Source organism: Leisingera sp. ABM4_103 (assembly GCF_056158685.1).
This window is the reverse complement of record NZ_JBSWTU010000005.1, coordinates 3687410-3707766: the sequence shown is the minus strand read 5'-3', so window position 1 is coordinate 3707766 and position 20357 is coordinate 3687410. Positions and strand designations below refer to the sequence as shown.

At 64.7% G+C, this 20357-nt stretch carries 19 protein-coding genes; 9 read left to right on the top strand and 10 right to left on the bottom strand.

Annotated elements, in window-relative coordinates; all coding sequences use genetic code 11:
• Window positions 1-93 precede the first annotated feature (93 nt).
• The 3 genes from ACXAED_RS19995 to ACXAED_RS19985 all read left to right on the top strand — a co-directional run bounded on the left by ACXAED_RS19995 (window position 94) and on the right by ACXAED_RS19985 (window position 4613).
• A complete protein-coding gene (locus tag ACXAED_RS19995; protein ID WP_475052726.1) occupies window positions 94-1176 on the top strand; it encodes a TRAP transporter substrate-binding protein in 1083 nt (360 codons plus the stop codon).
• Window positions 1177-1317: 141 nt separating this feature from the next.
• On the top strand, window positions 1318-2244 hold the full coding sequence (locus ACXAED_RS19990; protein WP_475052723.1) for a TRAP transporter small permease subunit: 927 nt from the start codon (window positions 1318-1320) through the stop codon (window positions 2242-2244).
• A 14-nt stretch (window positions 2245-2258) separates the two neighbouring features.
• On the top strand, window positions 2259-4613 hold the full coding sequence (locus ACXAED_RS19985; RefSeq protein ID WP_475052722.1) for a TRAP transporter large permease: 2355 nt from the start codon (window positions 2259-2261) through the stop codon (window positions 4611-4613).
• Between the two features lie 148 nt (window positions 4614-4761).
• On the opposite strand, the gene ACXAED_RS19980 is transcribed toward ACXAED_RS19985, so the two are convergent.
• From ACXAED_RS19980 to ACXAED_RS19965, 4 genes are all read right to left on the bottom strand, one after another.
• On the bottom strand, window positions 4762-5145 hold the full coding sequence (locus tag ACXAED_RS19980; protein ID WP_475052720.1) for a VOC family protein: 384 nt from the start codon (window positions 5143-5145) through the stop codon (window positions 4762-4764).
• A complete protein-coding gene (locus tag ACXAED_RS19975; RefSeq protein ID WP_475052718.1) occupies window positions 5145-5969 on the bottom strand; it encodes an arginyltransferase in 825 nt (274 codons plus the stop codon). The genes ACXAED_RS19980 and ACXAED_RS19975 overlap by 1 nt, the downstream gene beginning before the upstream one ends.
• Before the next feature lie 143 nt (window positions 5970-6112).
• Window positions 6113-6544, bottom strand: a complete 432-nt coding sequence (locus ACXAED_RS19970) for an RDD family protein (RefSeq protein WP_475052716.1) — start codon at window positions 6542-6544, stop codon at window positions 6113-6115.
• Between the two features lie 84 nt (window positions 6545-6628).
• On the bottom strand, window positions 6629-7090 hold the full coding sequence (locus ACXAED_RS19965) for a DUF2852 domain-containing protein (RefSeq protein ID WP_475052714.1): 462 nt from the start codon (window positions 7088-7090) through the stop codon (window positions 6629-6631).
• A gap of 346 nt (window positions 7091-7436) precedes the next feature.
• Between ACXAED_RS19965 and ACXAED_RS19960 the strand changes: the two genes are divergently transcribed.
• From ACXAED_RS19960 to ACXAED_RS19945, 4 genes are all read left to right on the top strand, one after another.
• Window positions 7437-10244, top strand: coding sequence for a [protein-PII] uridylyltransferase family protein (locus ACXAED_RS19960; RefSeq protein WP_475052712.1), 2808 nt, complete (start codon window positions 7437-7439; stop codon window positions 10242-10244).
• On the top strand, window positions 10225-10497 hold the full coding sequence (locus ACXAED_RS19955) for a hypothetical protein (protein WP_475052711.1): 273 nt from the start codon (window positions 10225-10227) through the stop codon (window positions 10495-10497). Before ACXAED_RS19960 ends, ACXAED_RS19955 begins: the two co-directional genes overlap by 20 nt.
• A gap of 101 nt (window positions 10498-10598) precedes the next feature.
• Window positions 10599-11813 carry an RSP_2647 family RNA methyltransferase gene (locus ACXAED_RS19950; RefSeq protein WP_475052708.1) on the top strand — a complete coding sequence of 405 codons (1215 nt, stop codon included), beginning with the start codon at window positions 10599-10601 and terminating at the stop codon, window positions 11811-11813.
• A gap of 5 nt (window positions 11814-11818) precedes the next feature.
• The gene (locus ACXAED_RS19945) at window positions 11819-12361 is read left to right on the top strand and encodes an RSP_2648 family PIN domain-containing protein (protein ID WP_475052707.1); all 543 of its coding nucleotides are present in this window, start codon (window positions 11819-11821) and stop codon (window positions 12359-12361) included.
• A 75-nt stretch (window positions 12362-12436) separates the two neighbouring features.
• Here ACXAED_RS19945 and ACXAED_RS19940 read toward each other — a convergent pair whose 3' ends face one another.
• Window positions 12437-13123 (bottom strand): M48 family metallopeptidase, encoded by a 687-nt coding sequence (locus ACXAED_RS19940; protein WP_475052705.1) that lies wholly within the window; start codon window positions 13121-13123, stop codon window positions 12437-12439.
• A 161-nt stretch (window positions 13124-13284) separates the two neighbouring features.
• Between ACXAED_RS19940 and ACXAED_RS19935 the strand changes: the two genes are divergently transcribed.
• Window positions 13285-14457, top strand: coding sequence for a threonine/serine exporter family protein (locus ACXAED_RS19935; protein ID WP_475052703.1), 1173 nt, complete (start codon window positions 13285-13287; stop codon window positions 14455-14457).
• Here ACXAED_RS19935 and ACXAED_RS19930 read toward each other — a convergent pair.
• The 5 genes from ACXAED_RS19930 to ACXAED_RS19910 form a co-directional block, all read right to left on the bottom strand.
• Window positions 14454-15905 carry an HD-GYP domain-containing protein gene (locus ACXAED_RS19930; protein ID WP_475052700.1) on the bottom strand — a complete coding sequence of 484 codons (1452 nt, stop codon included), beginning with the start codon at window positions 15903-15905 and terminating at the stop codon, window positions 14454-14456. The two genes, ACXAED_RS19935 and ACXAED_RS19930, sit on opposite strands and share 4 nt — an antisense overlap.
• A 186-nt stretch (window positions 15906-16091) precedes the next feature.
• Complete coding sequence (minE, locus tag ACXAED_RS19925; protein ID WP_475052699.1) at window positions 16092-16355, bottom strand: cell division topological specificity factor MinE; 264 nt, start codon at window positions 16353-16355, stop codon at window positions 16092-16094.
• 3 nt (window positions 16356-16358) lie between these two features.
• Window positions 16359-17207 (bottom strand): septum site-determining protein MinD, encoded by an 849-nt coding sequence (minD, locus tag ACXAED_RS19920; protein WP_475052697.1) that lies wholly within the window; start codon window positions 17205-17207, stop codon window positions 16359-16361.
• Between the two features lie 26 nt (window positions 17208-17233).
• Window positions 17234-17998, bottom strand: coding sequence for a septum site-determining protein MinC (gene minC, locus ACXAED_RS19915; protein WP_475052694.1), 765 nt, complete (start codon window positions 17996-17998; stop codon window positions 17234-17236).
• Window positions 17999-18199: 201 nt separating this feature from the next.
• Window positions 18200-19654 carry an alkaline phosphatase D family protein gene (locus ACXAED_RS19910; RefSeq protein ID WP_475052692.1) on the bottom strand — a complete coding sequence of 485 codons (1455 nt, stop codon included), beginning with the start codon at window positions 19652-19654 and terminating at the stop codon, window positions 18200-18202.
• 185 nt (window positions 19655-19839) lie between these two features.
• Here ACXAED_RS19910 and ACXAED_RS19905 point away from each other — a divergent pair, with 185 nt between their 5' ends.
• On the top strand, window positions 19840-20208 hold the full coding sequence (locus ACXAED_RS19905; protein ID WP_475052691.1) for a hypothetical protein: 369 nt from the start codon (window positions 19840-19842) through the stop codon (window positions 20206-20208).
• Window positions 20209-20357 lie beyond the last annotated feature (149 nt).

Below are 20357 nucleotides of genomic sequence, written 5' to 3'. Positions count from 1 at the left end.
TAAAGTTCGCCGCCGCTAGGCTGGCCGCACTCGAACCGATCCGCCCGGGGGGGACCTTCCGGGCAATCCGAATGCTAATGGGAGGAATAATTAATGGATCGCCGTTCTTTCTTGAAAACGTCCGCACTGGGCGGCTCCGCCGCAGCAGCCAGCACCCTGGCTGCGCCGGCCTATGCCCAGGGCAACCGCACCCTGACCATGGTTACCACCTGGGGCCGCGGTCTGGCAGGTGTGCATGATTCTGCGCAGTATGTTGCCGACGCCATTACCGCTATGTCCGATGGCTCGCTGACCATCGACCTGAAAGCCGCAGGCGAGCTGGTTGGCGCGTTCGAAGTTTTCGACGCCGTGACCGCAGGCCAGGCCGACATGTATCACGCGGCCGACTATTACTTCGTCAGCCAGCACCCGGGCTACGCCTATTTCACCGCCGTGCCCTTTGGCATGACCCCGCAGGAACTGACCAACTGGTACTACCACGGCGAAGGCATGGCGCTGCATGATGAGCTGGGCCAGATTTTCGGCCTGAAGTCCTTCATCGGCGGCAACACCGGCCCGCAGTCCGGCGGCTGGTACAACAAGGAAATCTCTGGCCCTGAAGACTTCAACGGTCTCAAATTCCGGATGCCGGGCCTGGGCGGCAAGGCGCTGGGCAAGCTGGGCGCCTCGGTGCAGAACATTCCGGGCTCCGAAGTGTATCAGGCGCTCTCCTCCGGCGCCATCGACGGCACCGAGTGGATCGGCCCCTGGGCGGATGAGAAGGCCGGTTTCCAGGAAATCACCAAGACCTACTACACTGCGGGCTTCCACGAGCCGGGCGCGGCGCTGTCGGTTGCCACCAACCGCGAAGTCTTCGAAAGCCTTTCGCCTGCGCACCAGAAGATCATCGAAATGGCGGCCGCTGCCGGCCACCAGTGGAGCCTGGCGCAGTTCATGAACAACAACGGTGCAGCGCTGCAGCGCCTGCAGTCCGGCGGCGTGAAGACCCTGGAATTCCCGGACAGCGTCTGGGACGCTTTCGGCCAGGCCACCAAGGACACCCTGGACGAGTTCATGGGCGACGAGCTGTTTGCCAAGATCCGCAACAGCGTGGAATCCTCGATGAAAGCCTCCTCCGGCTGGATCACCAAATCCGAAGGCGCCTACCGCGTACAGCGCGACCGCGTCCTGGGCTGATCCGCCTGACTGGCATTAACCGGATCCTCCGCCGCAGGCGGGGGATCCACATGCAGTTGCACGCAGTGCAGACGGGCCGGCCATCAGAGCCGTGAGCCCAGCCTGCCACCGCAGCTTCGCAGCAATCTTCCCGGGGGAAACATGCAGGAAGAGAGTGGCATCACCTTCTTTGGCGCAATCTGGGGCGGACTTGTCTGGCTGATCCAGAACATCGCCGGCGCCTTTTATAATCTCGGCTACGCCGTCACCCATCCGCAGCTCTGGCTCGACTGGTCCGACAAGGCCTCGATCATGCGCTTCGTCTACTATGGCGGCTCGGTCGAGTTTTTCTTTGTCGTCTTCACCACCTTCCTGGTGCTGACAGGCATCGGCCTCTACTTCCGCGGCTTCATGTGGGGCATGGTGCGGGGCCTGGAGGGGCTGGCCAACACCGTCGGCCGTTTCTTTGCCTGGGCAGGCCTTCTGATGGTGCTGCAGCAAATCATCATCGTCTTCATGCAGCGTGTGTTCGCGCGGCCGGACATCAGCTTCGGCTTTGGTATCCCGTTCAGCCAGGACATCAGCTGGTTTGCCGAAGAACTGAAGTTTTACAACGCCTTGGTGGTCTGCCTTTGTGTGACCTACACTTTTGTTCAGGGCGGCCACGTGCGGGTGGACCTGATCTATTCCGGCATCAGTTTCCGCGCCAAGAAGGTCGTGGACATGATCGGCTCGCTGATCTTCATGATGCCTGCTGCGGTCCTGACGTGGATGTACGGCTGGTTCTTCCTGTGGCGGCACCTCATTGTGCCGAACCCCTCGGCCTCGGACACGCTTGAGCGGCTGGTAATGAAATCCCGCGCGCTGCGCTGGAACGTGGAAACCATTGGCTTCAGCCCGAACGGGTTCAACGCCTACTTCCTGTTCAAGATCCTGCTGATCGCCTTCGCCGGTCTCGTCTTCCTGCACGCCATAGCCTTCTTCTACCGCTCCTTCCTGGAGTTCGTCGAAGGCCAGGGCAGTGAAAACAAATACCTCGACAAGGACAGCCTTGGAGAGGGTGAAGAAGCCTACGAAGGCACGCATTAAGGGACGTCGGAAACATGCTATTTGGACTTGATGGCGTCGAGATCGGCCTGCTCATCGTATTTTTCTGCCTCTTCGGGGGCATCCTCTCCGGCTTTCCGGTGGCCTTTGCCATCGGCGGTGCCGGGATCATCTCCTTCGGGATCATCGCCGCGCTGGACAGTGCCGGCATCCTGATCCACCAGGCCATCGACACCTCGTCGCAGGCCTACCGTGATCTGGTGAGTACGGGCATCAGGCCCGACAAAATATCCACCTTCCGCTATCCGGACCTGCCAAGGATCGCCGAGCCCGTGTTCATCCAGGGCTGGGAAGTGGCGCTGGACCGCAACATCTCCTTCATCGTCAACCGCATGAACGAACGGGTGCTGGCGGGCGCGTCGATTGAAACCCTGCTGGCAGTGCTGATGTTCGTTCTGATGGGCATCACCCTGGAGCGGTCCAAGATCGCCAACGACCTTCTGACCACCATGGCGCGCGTCTTCGGGCCGCTGCCGGGCGGTTTGGCGGTGTCGATCGTGGTTGTGGGCGCCTTCCTGGCGGCCTCCACCGGTATCGTTGGCGCGACTGTGGTGACCATGGGCCTGCTGGCGCTGCCCACCATGCTGCGCAACAACTACTCGCCGGAACTGGCGACCGGTGTGATCGCGGCGTCGGGCACGCTGGGCCAGATCATTCCGCCGTCGATCGTGATCGTTCTCCTGGGCACGCTGGCGGGCGACCTTTACTCGACCGCGCAGGAGACCCGCGCGATGGAGGCAGGCTGCTCCGACGCGCTCACCTACCTGGGTGAGCCGGCGGTGGTCTCGGTCGGGACCCTGTTCCAGGCGGCGCTGCTGCCGGGCATCCTGCTGGCGCTTCTGTATGCAACTTACGCCTTTGGCTATGCGCTGCTGAACCCGCACAAGGCGCCCGCGGTGACCATCGAAGGCGGCACCGGCGAGGTGATCACCCGCAATGAAGGCCTGACCTGGTTCCTGGCGGTTCCGGCGGCACTGATCGGCGGCGCGATTCTGTTGTCGAGCTTCAATGTGATCGGCAGCCAGAACATCACCGTCTCGACCTTCTCGGACGCCGGTGAGACCGCTTCGCTGCGCACCAATGTCGGACCGCAGTGCCAGGAGGCCATGATCGACCTGCACGGGCAGGAGGCCTGGGACGCCGCCGTTGCGGAACAGGAAGCCATCGACGCAGCTGGCGGCGTGGCTTTGGCTGCGAAGCTGAGCGAAGAGGAAATCGCCGCTGCCCGCGAAGCCAAGATCGCCGCTGCGGCGCCGATCGGCACCGGCATCAGCGTGATCATGATTGTGCTGGGCTTGGTGCTGGCGTTCGGCCGCGGCGTGGCGCCTTCGCGCGATGCCAAGCCGCTGATCCTGGGGGCTATCGGCATCCTGCTGATTGCGCTGGTGGATCTGGTGGCGATTGCGCCGACCACATCGGCGGGCGTAACGGTGCTGTGGATCGCGCTGCCGCTGCTGCTAGCGCTATGGGGCTGCCGCGAGGCGGCTGCCCGTTGCGCCAGGAACGATCTGATCCGGGTGGTATTCCCGCCGCTGGTTCTGATTGTTGCGGTGCTGGGCTCGATCCTGGGCGGCATCACCAACCCGACGCCGGCTGCGGCGCTGGGGGCTGGCGGCGCCATCATGCTGGCGGCCTACCGCAAGCTGCAGGACGAGGGGCGCTCCGGCAAGATCATCATCTGGTCCACCTTTGCGGTGATGCTGTGCATCCTGGTCGGCATGAACTTCGACCTGCGGGTGAACCAGGGCGGGGTCTCGGTTGAAACCTGGATTGCCTTCATTGTCGCCTATGCCGCGTATCTCTATGCGCTGTTCGGGCTGCTGTTCGGCTGCTGGGTGCTGTTCAAATCGGGCGTCCTGACCCCGGTGGTGCGGGAAACTGCCAAGGTGACCTCGATGGTCTTCACCATCCTGATCGGCTCGCAGCTTCTGAACCTGGTGGTGATCTCCTTTGGGGGCGAGCACTATATCCAGCAGTTCTTGAAGAGCTTTGACAACGAGATGACGGTCTTCCTGATCGTGATGCTGGTGCTGTTCTTCCTGGGCTTCGTGCTCGACTTCCTGGAAATCATCTACATCGTGATCCCGATCGTGGGGCCGGTGATCTATGGCGGGTCTTTCGATCCGAAGTGGGTGACCATCATGGTGGCGGTGAACCTGCAGACCTCGTTCCTGACACCGCCCTTCGGGTTCGCGCTGTTCTACCTGCGCGGGGTTGCCCCCAAGGAGGTGACGACAGCCCATATCTACCGCGGGATCGTGCCCTTCGTGCTGATCCAGGTGGTGGGCATCGCCATCCTGTGGGCCTTCCCGTCGATCGTGACCATCGTGCCGGCGCTGATCCCGAACTGATCCGGGACGCAGGACAGGAAAACGGAAAAAGGGGCCCCAAGCGGGCCCCTTTGCTTTTCCTGCAGGGGGGAGGGGCGCTGCCCCTCTTGGCCGAGGGCCAATTCACCCTGGAGTGCTTCTTGAAAGATGAAATGGAGCGGCGCAGGTCTCAGGTGAACTGGATCAGATCCCAGCGGTTGCCGAAGGGATCGCGCCAGACAGCGACGGTGCCGTAAGGCTCGTGCCGCGGGTCTTCCTCGAAGGTCACGCCCTGGGCCAGCATGGCGGAATAGTCGCGCTCAAAGCTGTCTGTGGCGAGGAACAGCCCGACGCGGCCGCCGAACTGGTTGCCGATGGCGGCCTGCTGCTCAGGGCCTTCGGCACGGGCCAACACCAGGCTGCCCTGCGAAGCACCCGGTGGCAGAATGCGCACCCAGCGTTTGCCGCCCTGATCGATGTCCTCGGCCAGTTGCCAGCCGAGCTGGCCGCAGTAGAAGGCGATGGCGGCGTCGTAATCGGGCACCACCAAGGAAATTGCGTGGAGGTATTGCATCAGCGGCTGCGGTGTATGGGATGTTCAGGCAGCTGGATGTTGGCGACCTGTTCGGCGATCGGATCGGTCGACAGCGGGTGGCTGGCCGCCTCGAATTCCGCCGGGTCGGTCATCTTCTTCCATTCGCTCTGATGATAGATCTCAAGGCCTGAGAATTTGGCCTTGTAGCCCATCTTCTGGCTGCCGGGCACCCAATAGCCGAGGTAGACGTAAGGAAGGCCCGCCTCGCGCGCGATGCTGATGTGGTCGAGGATCATGAAGGTGCCGAGCGAGTTCTGCGGCTGGTCCGGCGCGTAGAAAGAATAGACCATGCTGAGCCCGTCCTCCAGCACATCGGTGAGCGATACAGCGGTCAGCTGGTTGCTGCCTTCTTCGGCATATTCCACCACCCGGCTGCGGACCGGGGTTTCCTCAATCATCGCGGCGTATTCGAAGACGTCCATGTCAGCCATGCCGCCATCGGCATGGCGGCTGTCCAGATAGCGGCGGAACAGGGCGAACTGATCCTCGGTCGCCCAGGGCGATGTCGCCCGCCGCTCCAGACGGGCGTTGCGCTTGAGCGTGCGTTTCTGGCTGCGGGTTGGGGTGAAGGCCGAAACATCGATCCGCGCGGACAGGCAGGCCGAACACTCCGAGCAGGAGGGCCGGTAAAGCACGTTCTGCGAGCGCCGGAAGCCCTGTTGGCTGAGGCTGTTATTAAGCTGCTCCACCCCGTCGCCCTGCAGCGCGGTAAACAGCTTCCGCTCCATCCTGCCCGCCAGATAGGGGCAGGGCTGCGGGGCTGTCACGTAGAACTGAGGAGCAATGGGAAGGGTATGGCGCATCGGAACTCTTCAGCGGTTTTGCGGGGCAGATGGAACGGACGCCTGCAACGGGCGGCAGATACTCCAGCTGATGATAGCAATGCGGTTCCGATGCGCCAAGTAGCCTTGTGGAAAATGGTTTAACGGGCTCTTGCGGATTTCGCTCAAACCCGGCGGTTCAGCATTACGGTGCCGAGGAAATGGTCGGTCAGCCCCTGGCCGCGCGGCGAGGTCAGCATCAGAATAATCGAGATCACTTGCAGGACCGGAAAGCCCAGCGAGATGGAGTAGCCCGCGGTGTGCAGTGCTGCCAGGCCGCTGTCGAGCCGCCGGCCGGTGCTGTCGCGCAGCTCGATCCCGGCAAAGCGCATCCCCCAGGTGGCGGAGCCGTTGGCGATTGTCACGGTCCGGTAGGCAAAGCCCACCGCCAGATACAAAAGCGGCCAGATCAGCAGGCCGGTAAAGGCGGTCAGCACCACCGCAACAGCGCTGAGGGTAAAGATCAGGATGCTGTCGATGATCCAGGCGATCAGCCGCTTGGCCGGAACAGACGCATAGAATTCTGCCTGGTAGTCGGGATCGGGCAGGGCGGTCATGTATGGGGTCCTTTGCGAGGAGGAAGAAGCAGGTAGAGGAAGCCCCGCCCGGACGGGGCGGGGCAGCCGGAGGAGGAGGGCAGCTTAATGGCGCTTGGGTTCGCCGCCGTCTTGGTCCTCGTCCTCCGCGTCATCGCCATGATCGGCGGCGCGGGCGCGCTCATCCATGAACTGGTCGAATTCGGCTTTGTCCTTGGCTTCGCGCAGGCGTTCCAGGAAAGCTTCGAAATCATGCTGCTCCTGTTCCAGGCGGCGCAGCGTGTCGGCTTTGTAGGCGTCAAAGGCGCTGTTGCCTGAAGGTTTCATCGCAGAGAAGCCGTGACGTGCCCAGGTTTTGCCTTTGTGGCGGCAGGAGGATTTGCTGAACATTCGTTTGCTCCAGATCATGTAGAAAAGAAGGGCCAGGCCCACTGGCCAGAAGAAAACAAAGCCAAGCACCATGGCGGCTATCCAGGCGCCTTTGCCCTTGCTGTCCAGCCAGGCTTCGCTGCGGGAAAACCAGCCCTGCACCGGTGCATGGGGGGCGGTTGGGGTGAAACTCGTCATCAGGGTCCTCCAGGTTTCGGGTGTATGTAAATCCCTTTCACATTACTGCATATCGGAAGCCGCCGCAGAGGTTTCAAGGCTTCATGTAAATCTTTTTCACATCTTCTGCTGCGGCCAGGTCCTCAGATGCGCAAGGGGCAATTGTCTTGCTGATAAGGCAATTACTAGTTCTTCAGACGCCGGACCGTCAGCGGTTGGCGCAATCCTGCGTCCTCTGCGGCTAGACGCAGATGCTAAAGTGGGGCCATGGCAACCTTTAAAACGCGCGCCGGCACCGGGCCTCGCTTAGTGCGGAGCGGCAATTCGGCCATTGACGCGGCGGTGCAGCGGGAACAGTGTCGGGAGCATGACGACCGCCCTGCAGATCACCCGCATTCCCCGCCCCTTTGACCCCGAACTTGGCGCCGAAGCGCGCGCGCTTGTACCGGCGCTGAACGGCGATCTGGCGGATCTGGTGGCCGGAGCCTGCGGCTCCAGCCCCTATCTCAAGGAGCTGACAGCGCGGGAGGCGGGCTGGCTGCCGGAAGCGCTGCAGGACCCGGATGCGGCGCTGCGCAGCGTGCTGGCGGACTGCCGCGCGCTGGAAGGCACACAGCTCAAACCCGGCCTGCGTCAGGCCAAGCGGCGGCTGGCGCTGCTGACCGCGCTGTGCGACCTCAGCGGCGGCTGGAGCCTGGAGCAGGTGACCGGTGCGCTGACGGAATTCGGCGGGCTGAGCGCAGATGTTGCCATCAAGGCGGAGATCGCGACGCTGATCCGGCGTAAAAAACTGCCGGGGCTGACGGAAGATGACGTGGAGACCGCAGGCGGGCTCACAATTCTGGCAATGGGCAAGATGGGCGCACATGAGCTGAACTACAGCTCTGACATCGACCTGATCTGCCTGTTCGACGAAACACGTTTCGACCCGGATGATTTCTATGAGGCACGCCAGGGCATGGTGCGCGCGACCAAGAACATGTGCGCGGCGCTCAGCGACCGCACCGGCGACGGCTATGTGTTCCGCACCGACCTGCGGCTGCGGCCGGACCCGGCGGTGACACCCGTCTGCCTGGCGATGGAAGCGGCCGAACGCTATTATGAAAGCCTGGGCCGAACCTGGGAACGTGCCGCCTATATCAAAGCCCGCCCCTGTGCCGGCGACATCAAGGCAGGGGAGCGTTTCCTCAGCACCCTGCGCCCCTTTGTGTGGCGGCGGCACCTGGATTTTGCCGCCATTCAGGACGCCCACGACATCCGCCTGCGCATCCGCGAGAACAAGGGCACCGGCGGTGCCCTGCATGTTCCGGGCCACGATATGAAGCTGGGCCGCGGCGGCATCCGCGAGATCGAGTTCTTCACCCAGACCCGGCAGCTGATTGCAGGCGGGCGCGACGAGAGCCTGCGCCTGCGCGGCACAGCCGAGGGGCTGGCGGCGCTGGCGGACAAAGGCTGGGTGCCGCCAGAGGTGGCAGACACCCTGACTGCCCATTACCGCGCCCACCGCGAGGTCGAGCACCGCATCCAGATGGTGCATGACGCCCAGACCCACCGGATGCCGAAATCCGAGGACGGGATCGCCCGGGTCGCTTGCCTGATGGACCGTGACCCGGCCGAGCTGATGGCGGAAATAAAGGAGCGCCTGGAAGAGGTGCATACGCTGACCGAGGGATTCTTTTCCCCGGGCGCCGCTCCGCCGCCTGCTGCCGTGCCGGCGGATACGGCCGAACTCGACGGCGCCGTAATCGCCCGCTGGCCGACTTACCCGGCGCTGCGCTCGGCCCGCGGTGCGCAGATCTTTGAACGGTTGAAGCCGGAACTGCTGGCCCGGGTCGCCAAGACCGCCAAACCGGCGGAGACGCTGCTGGCGCTCGACGGTTTCCTGGCGGGGCTGCCTGCCGGGGTGCAGCTGTTCTCGCTGTTCGGCGCAAATCCGCAGCTCATCGACCTGCTGATCGACATCGCCGGCACTTCCCGCGAGCTGGCCAGCTTCCTGTCCCGAAACTCTGCCGTGTTCGACGCCGTGATCGGCGGTTCGTTCTTCGACCCCTGGCCGGGGAGCGCCAAGCTGCGGGAAGAACTGGATCGCCGCCTGGCCCTGGAAGGCGATTATGAATCCCGCCTCGACGCCACCCGGCGCTGGTGCAAGGAATGGCACTTCCGCATCGGGGTGCACCACCTGCGCGGGCTGATCGACGGCCGCCAGGCTGGGGCGCAATACGCCGAATTGGCCGAGGTGGTGATCGCCGGGATCACTCCGGAAGTGGTGGATCACTTCTCCCGCAAGCACGGTCCGCCGCCGGGCCGGGGCGCAGCGGTGCTGGCGATGGGCTCGCTCGGTGCCGGGCAGATCCACGCGCAATCCGATCTCGACATCATCGTGATCTATGATCCCGGCACGGAGGAGATGTCCGAAGGCAAACGCCCGCTGGCAACGCGCCCCTACTACGCCCGTTTGACCCAGGCCTTTGTCACGGCGCTTTCCGCCCCGATGTCCCAAGGCCGCCTTTATGAGGTCGACATGCGGTTGCGCCCCTCCGGCACGCAGGGCCCGGTGGCGGTCAGCCTGGCGGGGTTTACCCTCTACCAGCAGAACGAGGCCTGGGTCTGGGAGCATCTGGCATTGACCCGCGCGCGGGTGGTGGCCGGGGAGGACAGCCTGGCTGCGGAAATCGAGGATTTCCGGGCAGGCTTCCTGGCGCAGCCGCGGGAACGCGGCAAGGTGCTGCAAGAGGTAGCGCAGATGCGCACGCGGCTTGCTGCCGCCAAGGCGCCGGCGGGCGTTTGGGACGCCAAGAACGGGCCCGGCCGGATGATGGATGTGGAGCTGATTTCCCAAGCAGGCGCGTTGACGTCCGGCTCCGGCGCGCGCGATGTGGCCGCGGGCCTGGCCGGTGCTGTCGCTGCCGGATGGCTGAGTGACGCGGATGCAGAATACCTCGGCGCCAGTTACCGTCTATTCTGGTCCGTGCAATGCGCAGCGCGGCTGCTCTCCGGCAAAGCCATCGACTCCGATGGTATAGGGGAGGGCGGGGCGCAGTTCCTTTGCCGCACCACCGGCTATGCCCGGCTGGAAGAGCTGGAGCAGGAACTGCAGGCCCGCTACTCACGCTGTGCTGCGATCATAGGGGAAGCCTTGCAAGAGGAAGGGGCGGATGAAGAAGGGCAGCATTGAACAGGACCCGCGCGGTCTGATCTACGAATCCTACCGGATCGACGGCATTACCGGCGCGCAATGCCGCAGCATCTTCTTTGACTGGGCGCTGGGCATGGACGCCGCTCGCGACAGCCGCGCCGATATCCAGGCGCTGCTGGAGCGCTACGGCAGCGAACAGCCGGATCACCCGATGACGGCTGTGCTGCGCGACGGTTTGGCTGGCGCGGAAAAGCCGCGCCGCCGCGGCGGCTGGCGCTCGCGCGAACGGTGACAAGCTTGCTGGGCACACAGACCCAACTCCGGGCTAATGTTCTGAAGGCAGAGGTGAAGCGGCCCCTTTTCCTGTACCTGGCTTAAGGATATGAGGGGGCCATGACAGCCTCCTCCGATGCGCCGCAGCGCCCCCGTGTGAAAATGAAACCCAAGTCCAACGCCCGCGCCATCCGGCACGGGTTTCCCTGGGTTTATGCCAACGAGCTGGTGACCGACCGGCGTACCCGCAAGCTGGCGCCCGGCACCCTGGCGGTGCTGGAGGATGAGGCACAGCGCCCTCTGGGACTGGTCTCCGTGAACCCGGAAAGCAAGATCATCGCCCGGATGCTTGACCGCGACCCGGAGGCGGTGATTGATCAGGCCTGGTTCGCCGCTCGCCTCTCCCGTGCACTGGAAATGCGCGAACAGCTCTATGACGCGCCCTTCTACCGGCTGGTGCACGCAGAATCCGACGGGCTTCCCGGTGTGGTGATCGACCGCTTTGGTGCGGCTTGCGTGGTCCAGCCCAACGCCGCCTGGGCCGAGGCGCATCTGGACATGCTCTCCGCCGCGCTGGCGGAGGTGACCGGCGCCGAGGTGATCCTGAAAAACGCTTCCGGCCGCACCCGCTCCCTGGAGGGGCTGGACGACGTGAACCTGACCCTGCGGGGCGAGGCCCCTGCCGCGCCGGTGCCGGTTCAAATGAACGGCGCCACCTATATGGCCGACCTCACCGGCGGCCAGAAGACCGGGCTGTTCTTCGACCAGCGGGAAAACCACGCCTTTGCCGCCCGCCTGACTGCGCCGGGCGCCAAGGTGCTGGACGTGTTCTCCCACGTCGGCGGCTTTGGCCTTGCGATGCTGGCAGGCGGGGCAGGGCATGCGACCTGCGTCGACGGCTCGGCAGCAGCACTCGAACTGGCTGTGCAGGGCGCCGCCTCCAGCGGCCACCAGGAAAAGTTCACCTCCCGCCAGGGCGATGCCTTCGAAGTGCTGGTCGCGCTGGCTGAGGAAGGCGAGAGCTTTGACGTGGTGATCTGCGACCCGCCCGCCTTTGCACCGTCGAAACAGGCGCTTGAGGCTGGCCTGCGCGCCTATGAGCGCGTCGCCAAGCTGGCCGCACCACTGGTGAAACCCGGTGGCTACCTGGGCCTCTGTTCCTGCTCGCACGCCGCCGATCTCACCAGGTTCCGCAACGCTTCGGCCCGCGGCATTGGCAAGGCAGGCCGCCGGGCTGCGCTGATCCACACCGGCTACGCCGGCCCAGACCACCCGCAGCTGCCGCAGCTGGCCGAAAGCGGCTATCTGAAGGCCGTGTTTTTCCGGCTGGATTGAAACGGGTGAAGCTGCTCCTCGACACTTGCGTGCTCTACCCGACCGTGATGCGGGAGATGTTGCTGGGCGCGGCGGGGCTGGGCCATTTCACCCCGCTCTGGTCTGCCCGCATTCTGGGCGAGTGGGGACGCGCGGCGCTGAAACTCGGCCCTGAGGGCGCAGCGCAAGCGAAGGCGGAAATCGCCCTGGTCCGGGCTCATTGGCCCAAGGCCGAAGTTGCTCCGGCCCCAGGTACTGAGGCCCGCCTCTGGCTTCCTGACAGCGCAGACACCCATGTGCTGGCCGCTGCTATCGCAGGGCATGCCGACGGTATCGTGACAGTGAACAACAAGGACTTCCCCCGCCACACATTGGCAGAGGAAGGCCTGGAGCGCATTGGCCCGGATGAACTCCTCTACCGTTTTTGGCTTGAGGACAGCACCGGATTGGAGGCGCTTGGCAACCAGGTGCTCGCGGAGGCAAACCGCCTCTCTGGCGGCAGCTGGGAGATCCGCCCGCTGCTCAAGAAGGCCCGATTGCCACGGCTCGCCAAGGCATTGTCAGCCTGACCGCGATTTCATCTTTCCTGAAATACTCCGGGGAGTTTGAGGGGCCGGCCCCTCAATCCCGCCCGTGCCGCAGGCTCAGCCCCTGGACCATTTCGCTTCCAGCCGCTCCAGCGCGGCGATGCGCTCTTCGGTTTTGGGATGGCTCATCAGCCAGGCCGGTGCCATGCCCGCGCGCGATTGCGTCAGCTCTTCCAGCTTGGCAAACAGGCTTTTCTGCGGGGCGAGGCCGATGCCTGCCTTTGTCAGCAGTGCAGCGGCGTATTCATCGGCTTCATACTCATCGCCGCGCGACAGCCGCGCCGCGAGCAACGATGTCAGCACCCCGGCAATCCACGGCCCGACAAAGGGAATGTAGCGCCCGAGAATGATCATCAGCGCGGTGCGCAGCGCGTTCTGGCCGGAGAAATCAATCATCCGCTTCTTCGCATGCCCCAGCGCCACATGGCCCAGCTCGTGCGCAATCACGGAGGCCATTTCCTCGGCGCTGACCTCACCGTTCTGGTACTTGCGGTAGAATCCGCGGGTAATGAAGATCCTGCCGTCCGGCGCTGCCAGCCCGTTCACCGGGTCGACCTCGTAGATATGCACCGGGATGCGGGCAATGTTCAGCGCCGCCGCCAGCCGGTCAGTCAGCTGTTTGAGCCTGGGGTCGGCCAGCTCAGTCGAGCGCTGGTCAAGCTCCCGGTGGGTGCGCCAGATCGAAATCCGGTACATCACAAGGCCATAGGCAACGGCCAGCAGGATCGGCAGAAGGCGCAGCATGCTTCAGATATGGGCCGAAACCGCGCCGCCAGCAAGAGGCAGCAGTCAGGAAGCCTTGCACCCAGCGCAGGCCGCCATGCAAAATCCGCACTCGCCGCCGCGCCCCGCATCCATTAAGGGGGTGCGACCCAAAGGCTCCAGATAACAACGGCTTCCGGCACATGGCACCGCTCTCTCAGCTCCGCAACATCGCCGACACCGGCGAGACCCTGCACCGCAGCGGCTGCGCGCCCTACAAGATCGAGAAATACCTGCAGTTCTATGCCAGGAAGCAAGGCATCAACGTGATCGTGCAGGCCACCCCCACCTCGATCTCCTGCCAGTTCCCGGACGAGGACAACCAGTTCATCATCCGCCGCCTGGAGCCCGCACAAATCAACCTCAGCCTGCTGGCGCGCACCATCATCCGCATCAACGCGGTGGAGGACCCGGGGATCGAGGAGCCGGGCCGCTATCCCGGCTGGCTGATCATGCTGGCCAACATCGCCATCCCGCCCGCCTTCCTGACCCTCATCGGCAGCGCGCTGACGACAATCGCGCTGTCGGCGGTGCTGGGCTTCTTGGTCTGGCTCTGCCAGCTGTTCTGCCGCGGCGACCGGGTGATCCTGGTTGAATTCCTGTCGGCGCTGGTCGCGGGGCTGGCGGTCTCGCTGGTCAGCAGCATGGGGGTAGAGGTGCCGGTCTGGGGCACCTGCATCGCCGCCATTGTGCTGTTCGTGCCGGGGCTGTCGATTGCCAACTCGCTGGAATGCCTCGCCTTCAATGACGTGATCTCAGGTTCCAGCCTGTTTGCCCAGTCGATTTTTGTGCTGATGAAACTGTTCATCGGCATTTACATCGGCGTCAGCATCGGCGCCGCGCTGTGGGGGGCAACGCCGCAAGTGGAGAACGTGAACGGGGTCTTGTGGTGGATGCCATATCTGGCGCTGCCGGCGCTGTCGTTTTCCATCGGGATAATCTTCAACGCGCGGATGGTGGACATCCTGCGGGCGCTGCCGGTCACCGTGCTGGGTATGTGGGGGCCGCTCTATCTGGGCTTTGGCGGCGGCTGGATCGTCGGCACCTGGGTCACCGCCATGTGCATCACGCTGTACGGCACCTGGCTGGCCAAGACGCTGAACCTCACCGGTGCCATCTACATCGTGCAGGGCATCCTGATCCTGGTTCCCGGCAGCCGGGTGCTGATGAGTGCGACGCAGTCGCTGTTCAATGAGACACTGATGGCAGACGCCAGCATCGGCCTGTCGGCGCTGCTGATGTTCTCGGCCATCGTGGCGGGGCAGGTGACGGCGCTGGCGCTATATTCTCAGAAGAACCGCAACCTCGCCAGCTAGGCGCTGCGTTCAGCGGCCGGAAGTTCCCACGTGCTTTCGGGCAGCCCCGCGTCCGAGGCCGAGGGCCAGCCGCTGGCGGTCACCGCATCCTGCAGCGCAGCATAGCAGTCCGGGTCGATGCCGGGGCCTGCAAGGTCATCCATGATGGCATAGGTCTTCTCCAGCGGCAGCGCTGACCGGTAGGGGCGTTCGGCGGTCAGCGCGTCAAAGATATCGGCCACTGCCATCACCCGCATATCCTGCGTCAGCTGGCTGGCATCCATACCATACGGGTAGCCCTTGCCGTCCAGCCGCTCATGATGCGCCGCGCTCACATCGGCAAGCTCCCGGAAGGCGGCAATCCTGCTCAGCACCTCATGGCCCAGTACCGGGTGCCGTTTCATCAGGGCGAACTCCTCATCCGTCAGCTTGCCGGGCTTGTCCAGGATGGTGTTGGAGACACCAAGTTTCCCGATGTCATGCAACAGGGCCCCCCGCACCATCCAGCGGCGGCGTCCGGGGGAGTAGCCCAGCTGGTCGCAGATCAGCCCGGTATAACGCGCCACCCGCTGCGAATGGCCGTGGGTAAAGGGGCTCTTGGCGTCGATCACCAGCGAAAACGCCCGGGCGATCTCATCCAGGTAATCTTCATCCAAGGCATGGATATGCTGCGCCTGCGGGGTGGCAAAGACCTCTGCCTCCAGCGCGGGGTCCTGCAAATCCGCCAGGAAGCCGGGGCGGCGGATCACCGCGGTGAATACCGGCACAAGGTCCGGGTCGAACCAGCTGCCTGCGCGGGCTTCCAGCTCCGCCGCGGCGGCCTCTGCCCCTGCGCTAGCGGCAAAGACGTCTGCTACCTGCGCCATCAGCGCGATGCGCGCAAACAACGGGATTGCGGCGCCTTCCAGGCCCTGCGGCTGGCCGCCGCCGTCCCAGTGCTCATCCAGGCTGGCGATGCCCTCTGCCACATCCTCGGAAAAGCGCATCTGCCGGGCAATACCGGCGCCGCGGTTGCAGCGGGTCTCGATCAGCTCGCCCGCCAGCTGGCCGTTTCTGGCAATCACGTGGCCCAGCGTTTTCAGCTTCTGCAGCGGGCTGGCCCCCAGCGCGGTGTTGCGCAGCAGGAATTCGATGCCCTGCCGTGAGCCGCTCACCGTCTTGAAGTTCTGTTTGAAGGACAGATCATCGGTCAGGTACAGCTGGCAGATGCGGGCCGCGTTGGAGCTGCACCCCAGATCCTTCAGCAGCAGCGTGAAATAGAGGTCGGAGAGCGCCTGCGGCGGCAGTTCCAGCTCCCGCGCGGCCTGCATACCGATCCAGCAGCAGCGGACGCAATGGCCCTTGGGCTGGCCTTCGGTAAGATCCAGCGCATGGCTGAGCGCGCCAAGCAGCTCCCCCAGCCGCAGGATGCCCTGCGGTGCGGAACCGCCGGCCTGGCCGGGACTGGAGGAGGAAAAGGTATAGGTCATTGGCCTTCGGCAGTTAAAATGCGGAAGGCCAATCACAGCACGGACAGGATTAACCTGGCCTTACCCGGCGCAGGATAGGGGTGGGAACACTGCGCCCGATTTTCGTAAAATGTCCGGGGCCGCCGTTTGGCAGCCCCGCGGTCATAATTCAGGGGCCGCCGCTTGGCAGCCCCCAGGGCCCCGGCCCTAATTCACACCCAGCTTGCCTGGGAATTCTATGTTGATCTCAAGGCTCGACAGTTCGTCGCCGCGCTCCATGCGGATGTCGATCGCCTCGTCGCCGAGCTGCATGTGGCGGCGGATCACTTCGAGAATCTCGCGCTGAAGCTGGGGCAGGCAGTCGGGGCGGGCGCCGCCGCTGCCGCTGCGCTCATGCGCCAGCAGGATCTGCAGCCGTTCCTTGGCGGTGCTGGCAGAAGCTTTGCGGGGGCGGAGGGAAAATCCGAACATCGCTTACACCGCCCGGCGGAACAGCCGCTGCAGCAGCCCGCGCCTCGGGTCGGCTGCAATCCGCATCTCGATCTGCTCGCCGATCAGCCGGCCCACCGCGTCCTCATAAGCGGTTGCCGCTGCAGACGGTTCATCCATCACCACCGGCACACCCAGGTTAGAGGCGCGCAGAACCGCAGTGCTTTCCGGGATGATGCCCAAGAGCGGCACCGCCAGGATTTCCAGCACATCCTCCACCGGCATCATCTCGCCGCTGTCGATGCGGGACTTGTCGTGGCGGGTGATCAGCACCTGCGCCTTGACCGGCTCGGCACCGGTTTTGCTGGCGCGTTCGGTGATGCTGTTCAGCAGCCCAAGAACCCGGTCGCTGTCACGGACAGAGGATACTTCGGGGTTGGTGACGACAATCGCCTCATCGGCAAAATGCATCGCCATTTGGGCGCCGCGCTCAATCCCGGCAGGGCTGTCGCAGATGATATAGTCGAACTCCTGGCGCAGCTCGTCCAGAACTTTCTCAACACCTTCTTTGGTCAGCGCATCCTTGTCGCGTGTCTGCGACGTGGGCAGCACTGACAGGTTCTCCAGCCGCCGGTCGCGGATCAGCGCTTGCTTCAGCTTGGCATCGCCCTGGATCACGTTGATGAAGTCGAACACCACCCGGCGCTCGCAGCCCATGATCATGTCCAGGTTGCGCAATCCGACGTCGAAATCGATTACAACCGTTTTGTGTCCGCGCCGCGCCAGTTCGGCACCCACTGCCGCCGAGGTTGTGGTCTTACCAACGCCGCCTTTGCCCGAGGTGACCACGATCACCCGGCCAAGCGGCTCTTCCAGTTTCAGGTCTTTACTCATTCGTCCTGCCTCTCTCATCCCAGCCTTCATCCCAGGGCTTCTACACACAGCCGTTCGTCCTGCAGGAATACCTGCACCGGACGGTTCAGCAGATCCGGCTCCAAATTCTCGCTTGTCCGGTACAGCCCGGCGACTGCCAGCAGCTCCGCGTCCAGGTCGCGGCAGAAGATCCGGGCGCTCTCGTCACCTTCGGCCCCCGCCATGGCACGGCCTCTCAGCCGCCCGTAGACATGAATGCTGCCGCGCGCGATCAGCTCCGCGCCCGAACTGACCGGCCCGACCACCACCAGGTCGCCGCCTTCGGCCACCACCGTCTGGCCCGAGCGCACCGGTTGAGTGATCAGCCTGTTTTCCGGCGGCCGCAGTTTCTTGGGGAGCCCGCGGCGGGTGCCCGGCTTGGTGCCGCTGTCCATGTTCAGCGGTGCATCCTTGCCGCTGGCGATGCTGATCAGCCCGGCGTCCTCAGCCGCAGAGATCTGTTCCGGCGAAGCATTCTGCACCCCAAACACCGCCAGGCCGCGGCTGCGCAAACTGTCGGTCAGCGCCCGCAGCTCAGCCGGGCGCGACAGGCCGGGAGCCTGGGCCAGATCCAGAATCAGCGGCGCGCCGTCAAAGAAATGCGGGCTCCAGCGCAGCTGTGCATCCAGTGCCGCATAAAAGGCCTTGTCCAGCGGCCCGTCCTCCGGGCGCAGCGCTACGGCGGTGAAGTACCGCCCGCGGATTTGAAAGGGCTTTATGGCGGCGGCGGGGGAGACCCCGCGGGGGGCTATGTCTTGATGCGGCACGCTCACGCGATGCTCCTGCTCGGGGGATTGCGGCTTTGGCCCGCTGTTTCTTTTTAACTTGGGTACCGTTTGGGCAATGGGCCGTTCAACCGTCGCATGGCGGCCTCGGCGGACATGCGCCGGATGCCGTGCGCACCGGCGGATTTCCGCAGGCAAACTGCTTCAGGTTGCGAAGAAAACCATTGCCCCGGCCAGATGCGGCTGCGGCTAAAGCTGAAGGGGGGCGGACTGTCCTGAGGTCTCGAGGTCCCAGACCGCTTTCCAATCTGCCCCCTGGCGCTGGAGGATCAGATAGTTCCGCTCCGCCGCATAGCGGCCGGCCTGGCCAGGGATCTTGCGGATACGGATGGGGTGGCCGGGCAGGGGCGCATCGCCCAGCCAGGACAGAACGCCCAGTGCCCGCGCCCAAGCCTTGGGCGGGGCGCGGTGGGAAATGCCGGAGGCCACCAGCTGGTGCAGAACCTTGCCGCCGCCCAGGGCCATCTCGCCCCGCGTGGCCAGGTGGATTTCGCCGGACACCGCCGTGACCCGCTGGCCGTCCTTGGCGGCCACGTCCCGCATCATGCGCAGCATCCGCCGCCAAGAGGCACGATGCGCCCGGCTCTGCCACTGGTCGCGCAGGTCATCCTCATATTTCTGCATCCGTGGCGTCAGCACCATCAGCAGCTCCAGCAGCGACAATCGCGGCCCCAGCAGGGGCACGCTGGACAGCAGAAAGGTCTGCCCCGGCGCAGCACGTTTCACCTCTGCCTTCATCATCCTCCAGCCGCCCCGTGCCATCACACGGCGGCGGCTGCGCTCGGAGCGCAGGTCGGGCGCCAGCAGCCGCAGCCCCGGCGCCTCGATACGCCAGCCCAGATGTGTACCCTCGGGGTCGGGAAACCGTGCGGGCAGGTCTCCGTCGCAGCAGCCGTGCTGGAACAGCAGCGCCGCCTCGCGGGCCGCTGCAAACAGGGTCTGCCCGACCGGCGAATAGGTGCTGGAGCGGCGCAAGCTGCCCCAGCCGTCGCAGATATCGTGATCATCCCACTGCATCAGCGAGGGGACGCGGGCCGCAATCCACGCCAGCTCCGGCGCGCTGTAGACTGCCAGGTAGCGGCGCAGAAAACCTTCCCGCAGATGCCTGCGCAGACTGGCAAGGTCCTCCCGCGAGGGGTCGCTCGGCAGTTTGTCCGGCCAGCCATTGCTGAGCCGGTGGCCGTCCGTGACCTCGTCGGCATAGATCTGATCCCCGCCATGCAGCAGCAGCGAGAAGGGCCGCGAGCGGTGCTCCGCCCCCATCCTCGCCCACATGGCGTTGCGCTCGTCCCCGTCGCGGTCCAGGTCGCCGTGCTCCTCGCCGTTGCAGGAAGCATAGGCGATCCGCAGATCGCCGCCAAACCCGCCTGCGAGCTCATAGCGCGTGCCGTTCCATTGGTAAGCGGAAGGGCAGTCCGCCGGCAGGCTGAACCGCGCCCGCAGCACCGTATGGGTGCCGTATTCCGCCAGCGGTTCGGGCTGCGCTTCACCGCCGTCCAGCTGAACAGGCGGCAGGGCCGCGCCATAGGGCGCAATGAACATAGCGGCCAGATGCATCCGGCCATCGCGCAGATCATCAAGGATCAGGATCGGGCCGGTTACTTCGCCAGTTTTCGGGCCTGTAGTATGGGTGCTGCTGCTCATGCCGTCACAGCACCTAGGTGCGGGCGGCGGCGCAATCAACCGCTGGCGGCATTACTTTGTGCGGTTGCCCGGGTCTGCGGCAGAAAAGCCGGTGGCGATACACGGGCGGGTGTGGTCAGACTGCCTGCATATTGCCCAATGGCCTCCGGCCCGTCCGCAGGCGCGGATTTTTCAGGAGATTTGACATGCAATGGAGTTTTTTGGCCGCAGCCCTTCTGGCCGCCCTTTGGATGCTTGTTCATGCTTTTGCTGGAGGCCGTGAATGCGCCCGTCCCCTGGCGCAGGACCGGCAGCTGCCGGATGTCGTGCGCGAGACCACGCTCTTGTGCTGGCATCTGGTCACCGGCTGCCTGGGGCTGATGGCGCTGTTCCTGTTCCTCGGCGCCCGCGGATCGGAGGGGTTGGCGCTGGCCGGAACCGCAATGGCCGCAATGATGGCGGCGGTCGGCCTGGTGCTGCCGCCGTTGCGCCGGGCGGGTTACGGGCTGCTGCCGCAGGGCTGGCTGTTCGTGCCGGTGGCCGCTCTGGGCGCTTGGGGGCTGTGGGGCGGTTAGCGCAAGGTCGAACACAAAGGCGGCCCTCCCGCCCGTCCGGCCAGCATTGGAAATGCCGACCTCCCGGTTGGGCCCGGCGCCGGAGCCGCGGCTCCAACGCGCATCCTGCCCGCAGGGCAGGATGCCATGCCCAAGACCGCCAAGGGGTT

Excerpts from the sequence above, each read along its gene's own strand:
- ACXAED_RS19990 (WP_475052723.1), top strand. The coding sequence starts at position 1,318 with ATGCAGGAAGAGAGTGGCATCACCTTCTTTGGCGCAATCTGGGGCGGA.
- ACXAED_RS19910 (WP_475052692.1), bottom strand. The coding sequence starts at position 19,654 with ATGAGCAGCAGCACCCATACTACAGGCCCGAAAACTGGCGAAGTAACC.
- ACXAED_RS19930 (WP_475052700.1), bottom strand. The coding sequence starts at position 15,905 with ATGACCTATACCTTTTCCTCCTCCAGTCCCGGCCAGGCCGGCGGTTCC.
- ACXAED_RS19970 (WP_475052716.1), bottom strand. The coding sequence starts at position 6,544 with ATGACCGCCCTGCCCGATCCCGACTACCAGGCAGAATTCTATGCGTCT.
- ACXAED_RS19935 (WP_475052703.1), top strand. The coding sequence starts at position 13,285 with ATGGCACCGCTCTCTCAGCTCCGCAACATCGCCGACACCGGCGAGACC.
- minE (WP_475052699.1), bottom strand. The coding sequence starts at position 16,355 with ATGTTCGGATTTTCCCTCCGCCCCCGCAAAGCTTCTGCCAGCACCGCC.
- ACXAED_RS19995 (WP_475052726.1), top strand. The coding sequence starts at position 94 with ATGGATCGCCGTTCTTTCTTGAAAACGTCCGCACTGGGCGGCTCCGCC.
- ACXAED_RS19960 (WP_475052712.1), top strand. The coding sequence starts at position 7,437 with ATGACGACCGCCCTGCAGATCACCCGCATTCCCCGCCCCTTTGACCCC.
- ACXAED_RS19975 (WP_475052718.1), bottom strand. The coding sequence starts at position 5,969 with ATGCGCCATACCCTTCCCATTGCTCCTCAGTTCTACGTGACAGCCCCG.
- ACXAED_RS19940 (WP_475052705.1), bottom strand. The coding sequence starts at position 13,123 with ATGCTGCGCCTTCTGCCGATCCTGCTGGCCGTTGCCTATGGCCTTGTG.
- ACXAED_RS19955 (WP_475052711.1), top strand. The coding sequence starts at position 10,225 with ATGAAGAAGGGCAGCATTGAACAGGACCCGCGCGGTCTGATCTACGAA.
- ACXAED_RS19980 (WP_475052720.1), bottom strand. The coding sequence starts at position 5,145 with ATGCAATACCTCCACGCAATTTCCTTGGTGGTGCCCGATTACGACGCC.
- ACXAED_RS19905 (WP_475052691.1), top strand. The coding sequence starts at position 19,840 with ATGCAATGGAGTTTTTTGGCCGCAGCCCTTCTGGCCGCCCTTTGGATG.
- ACXAED_RS19950 (WP_475052708.1), top strand. The coding sequence starts at position 10,599 with ATGACAGCCTCCTCCGATGCGCCGCAGCGCCCCCGTGTGAAAATGAAA.
- minD (WP_475052697.1), bottom strand. The coding sequence starts at position 17,207 with ATGAGTAAAGACCTGAAACTGGAAGAGCCGCTTGGCCGGGTGATCGTG.
- ACXAED_RS19985 (WP_475052722.1), top strand. The coding sequence starts at position 2,259 with ATGCTATTTGGACTTGATGGCGTCGAGATCGGCCTGCTCATCGTATTT.
- ACXAED_RS19965 (WP_475052714.1), bottom strand. The coding sequence starts at position 7,090 with ATGACGAGTTTCACCCCAACCGCCCCCCATGCACCGGTGCAGGGCTGG.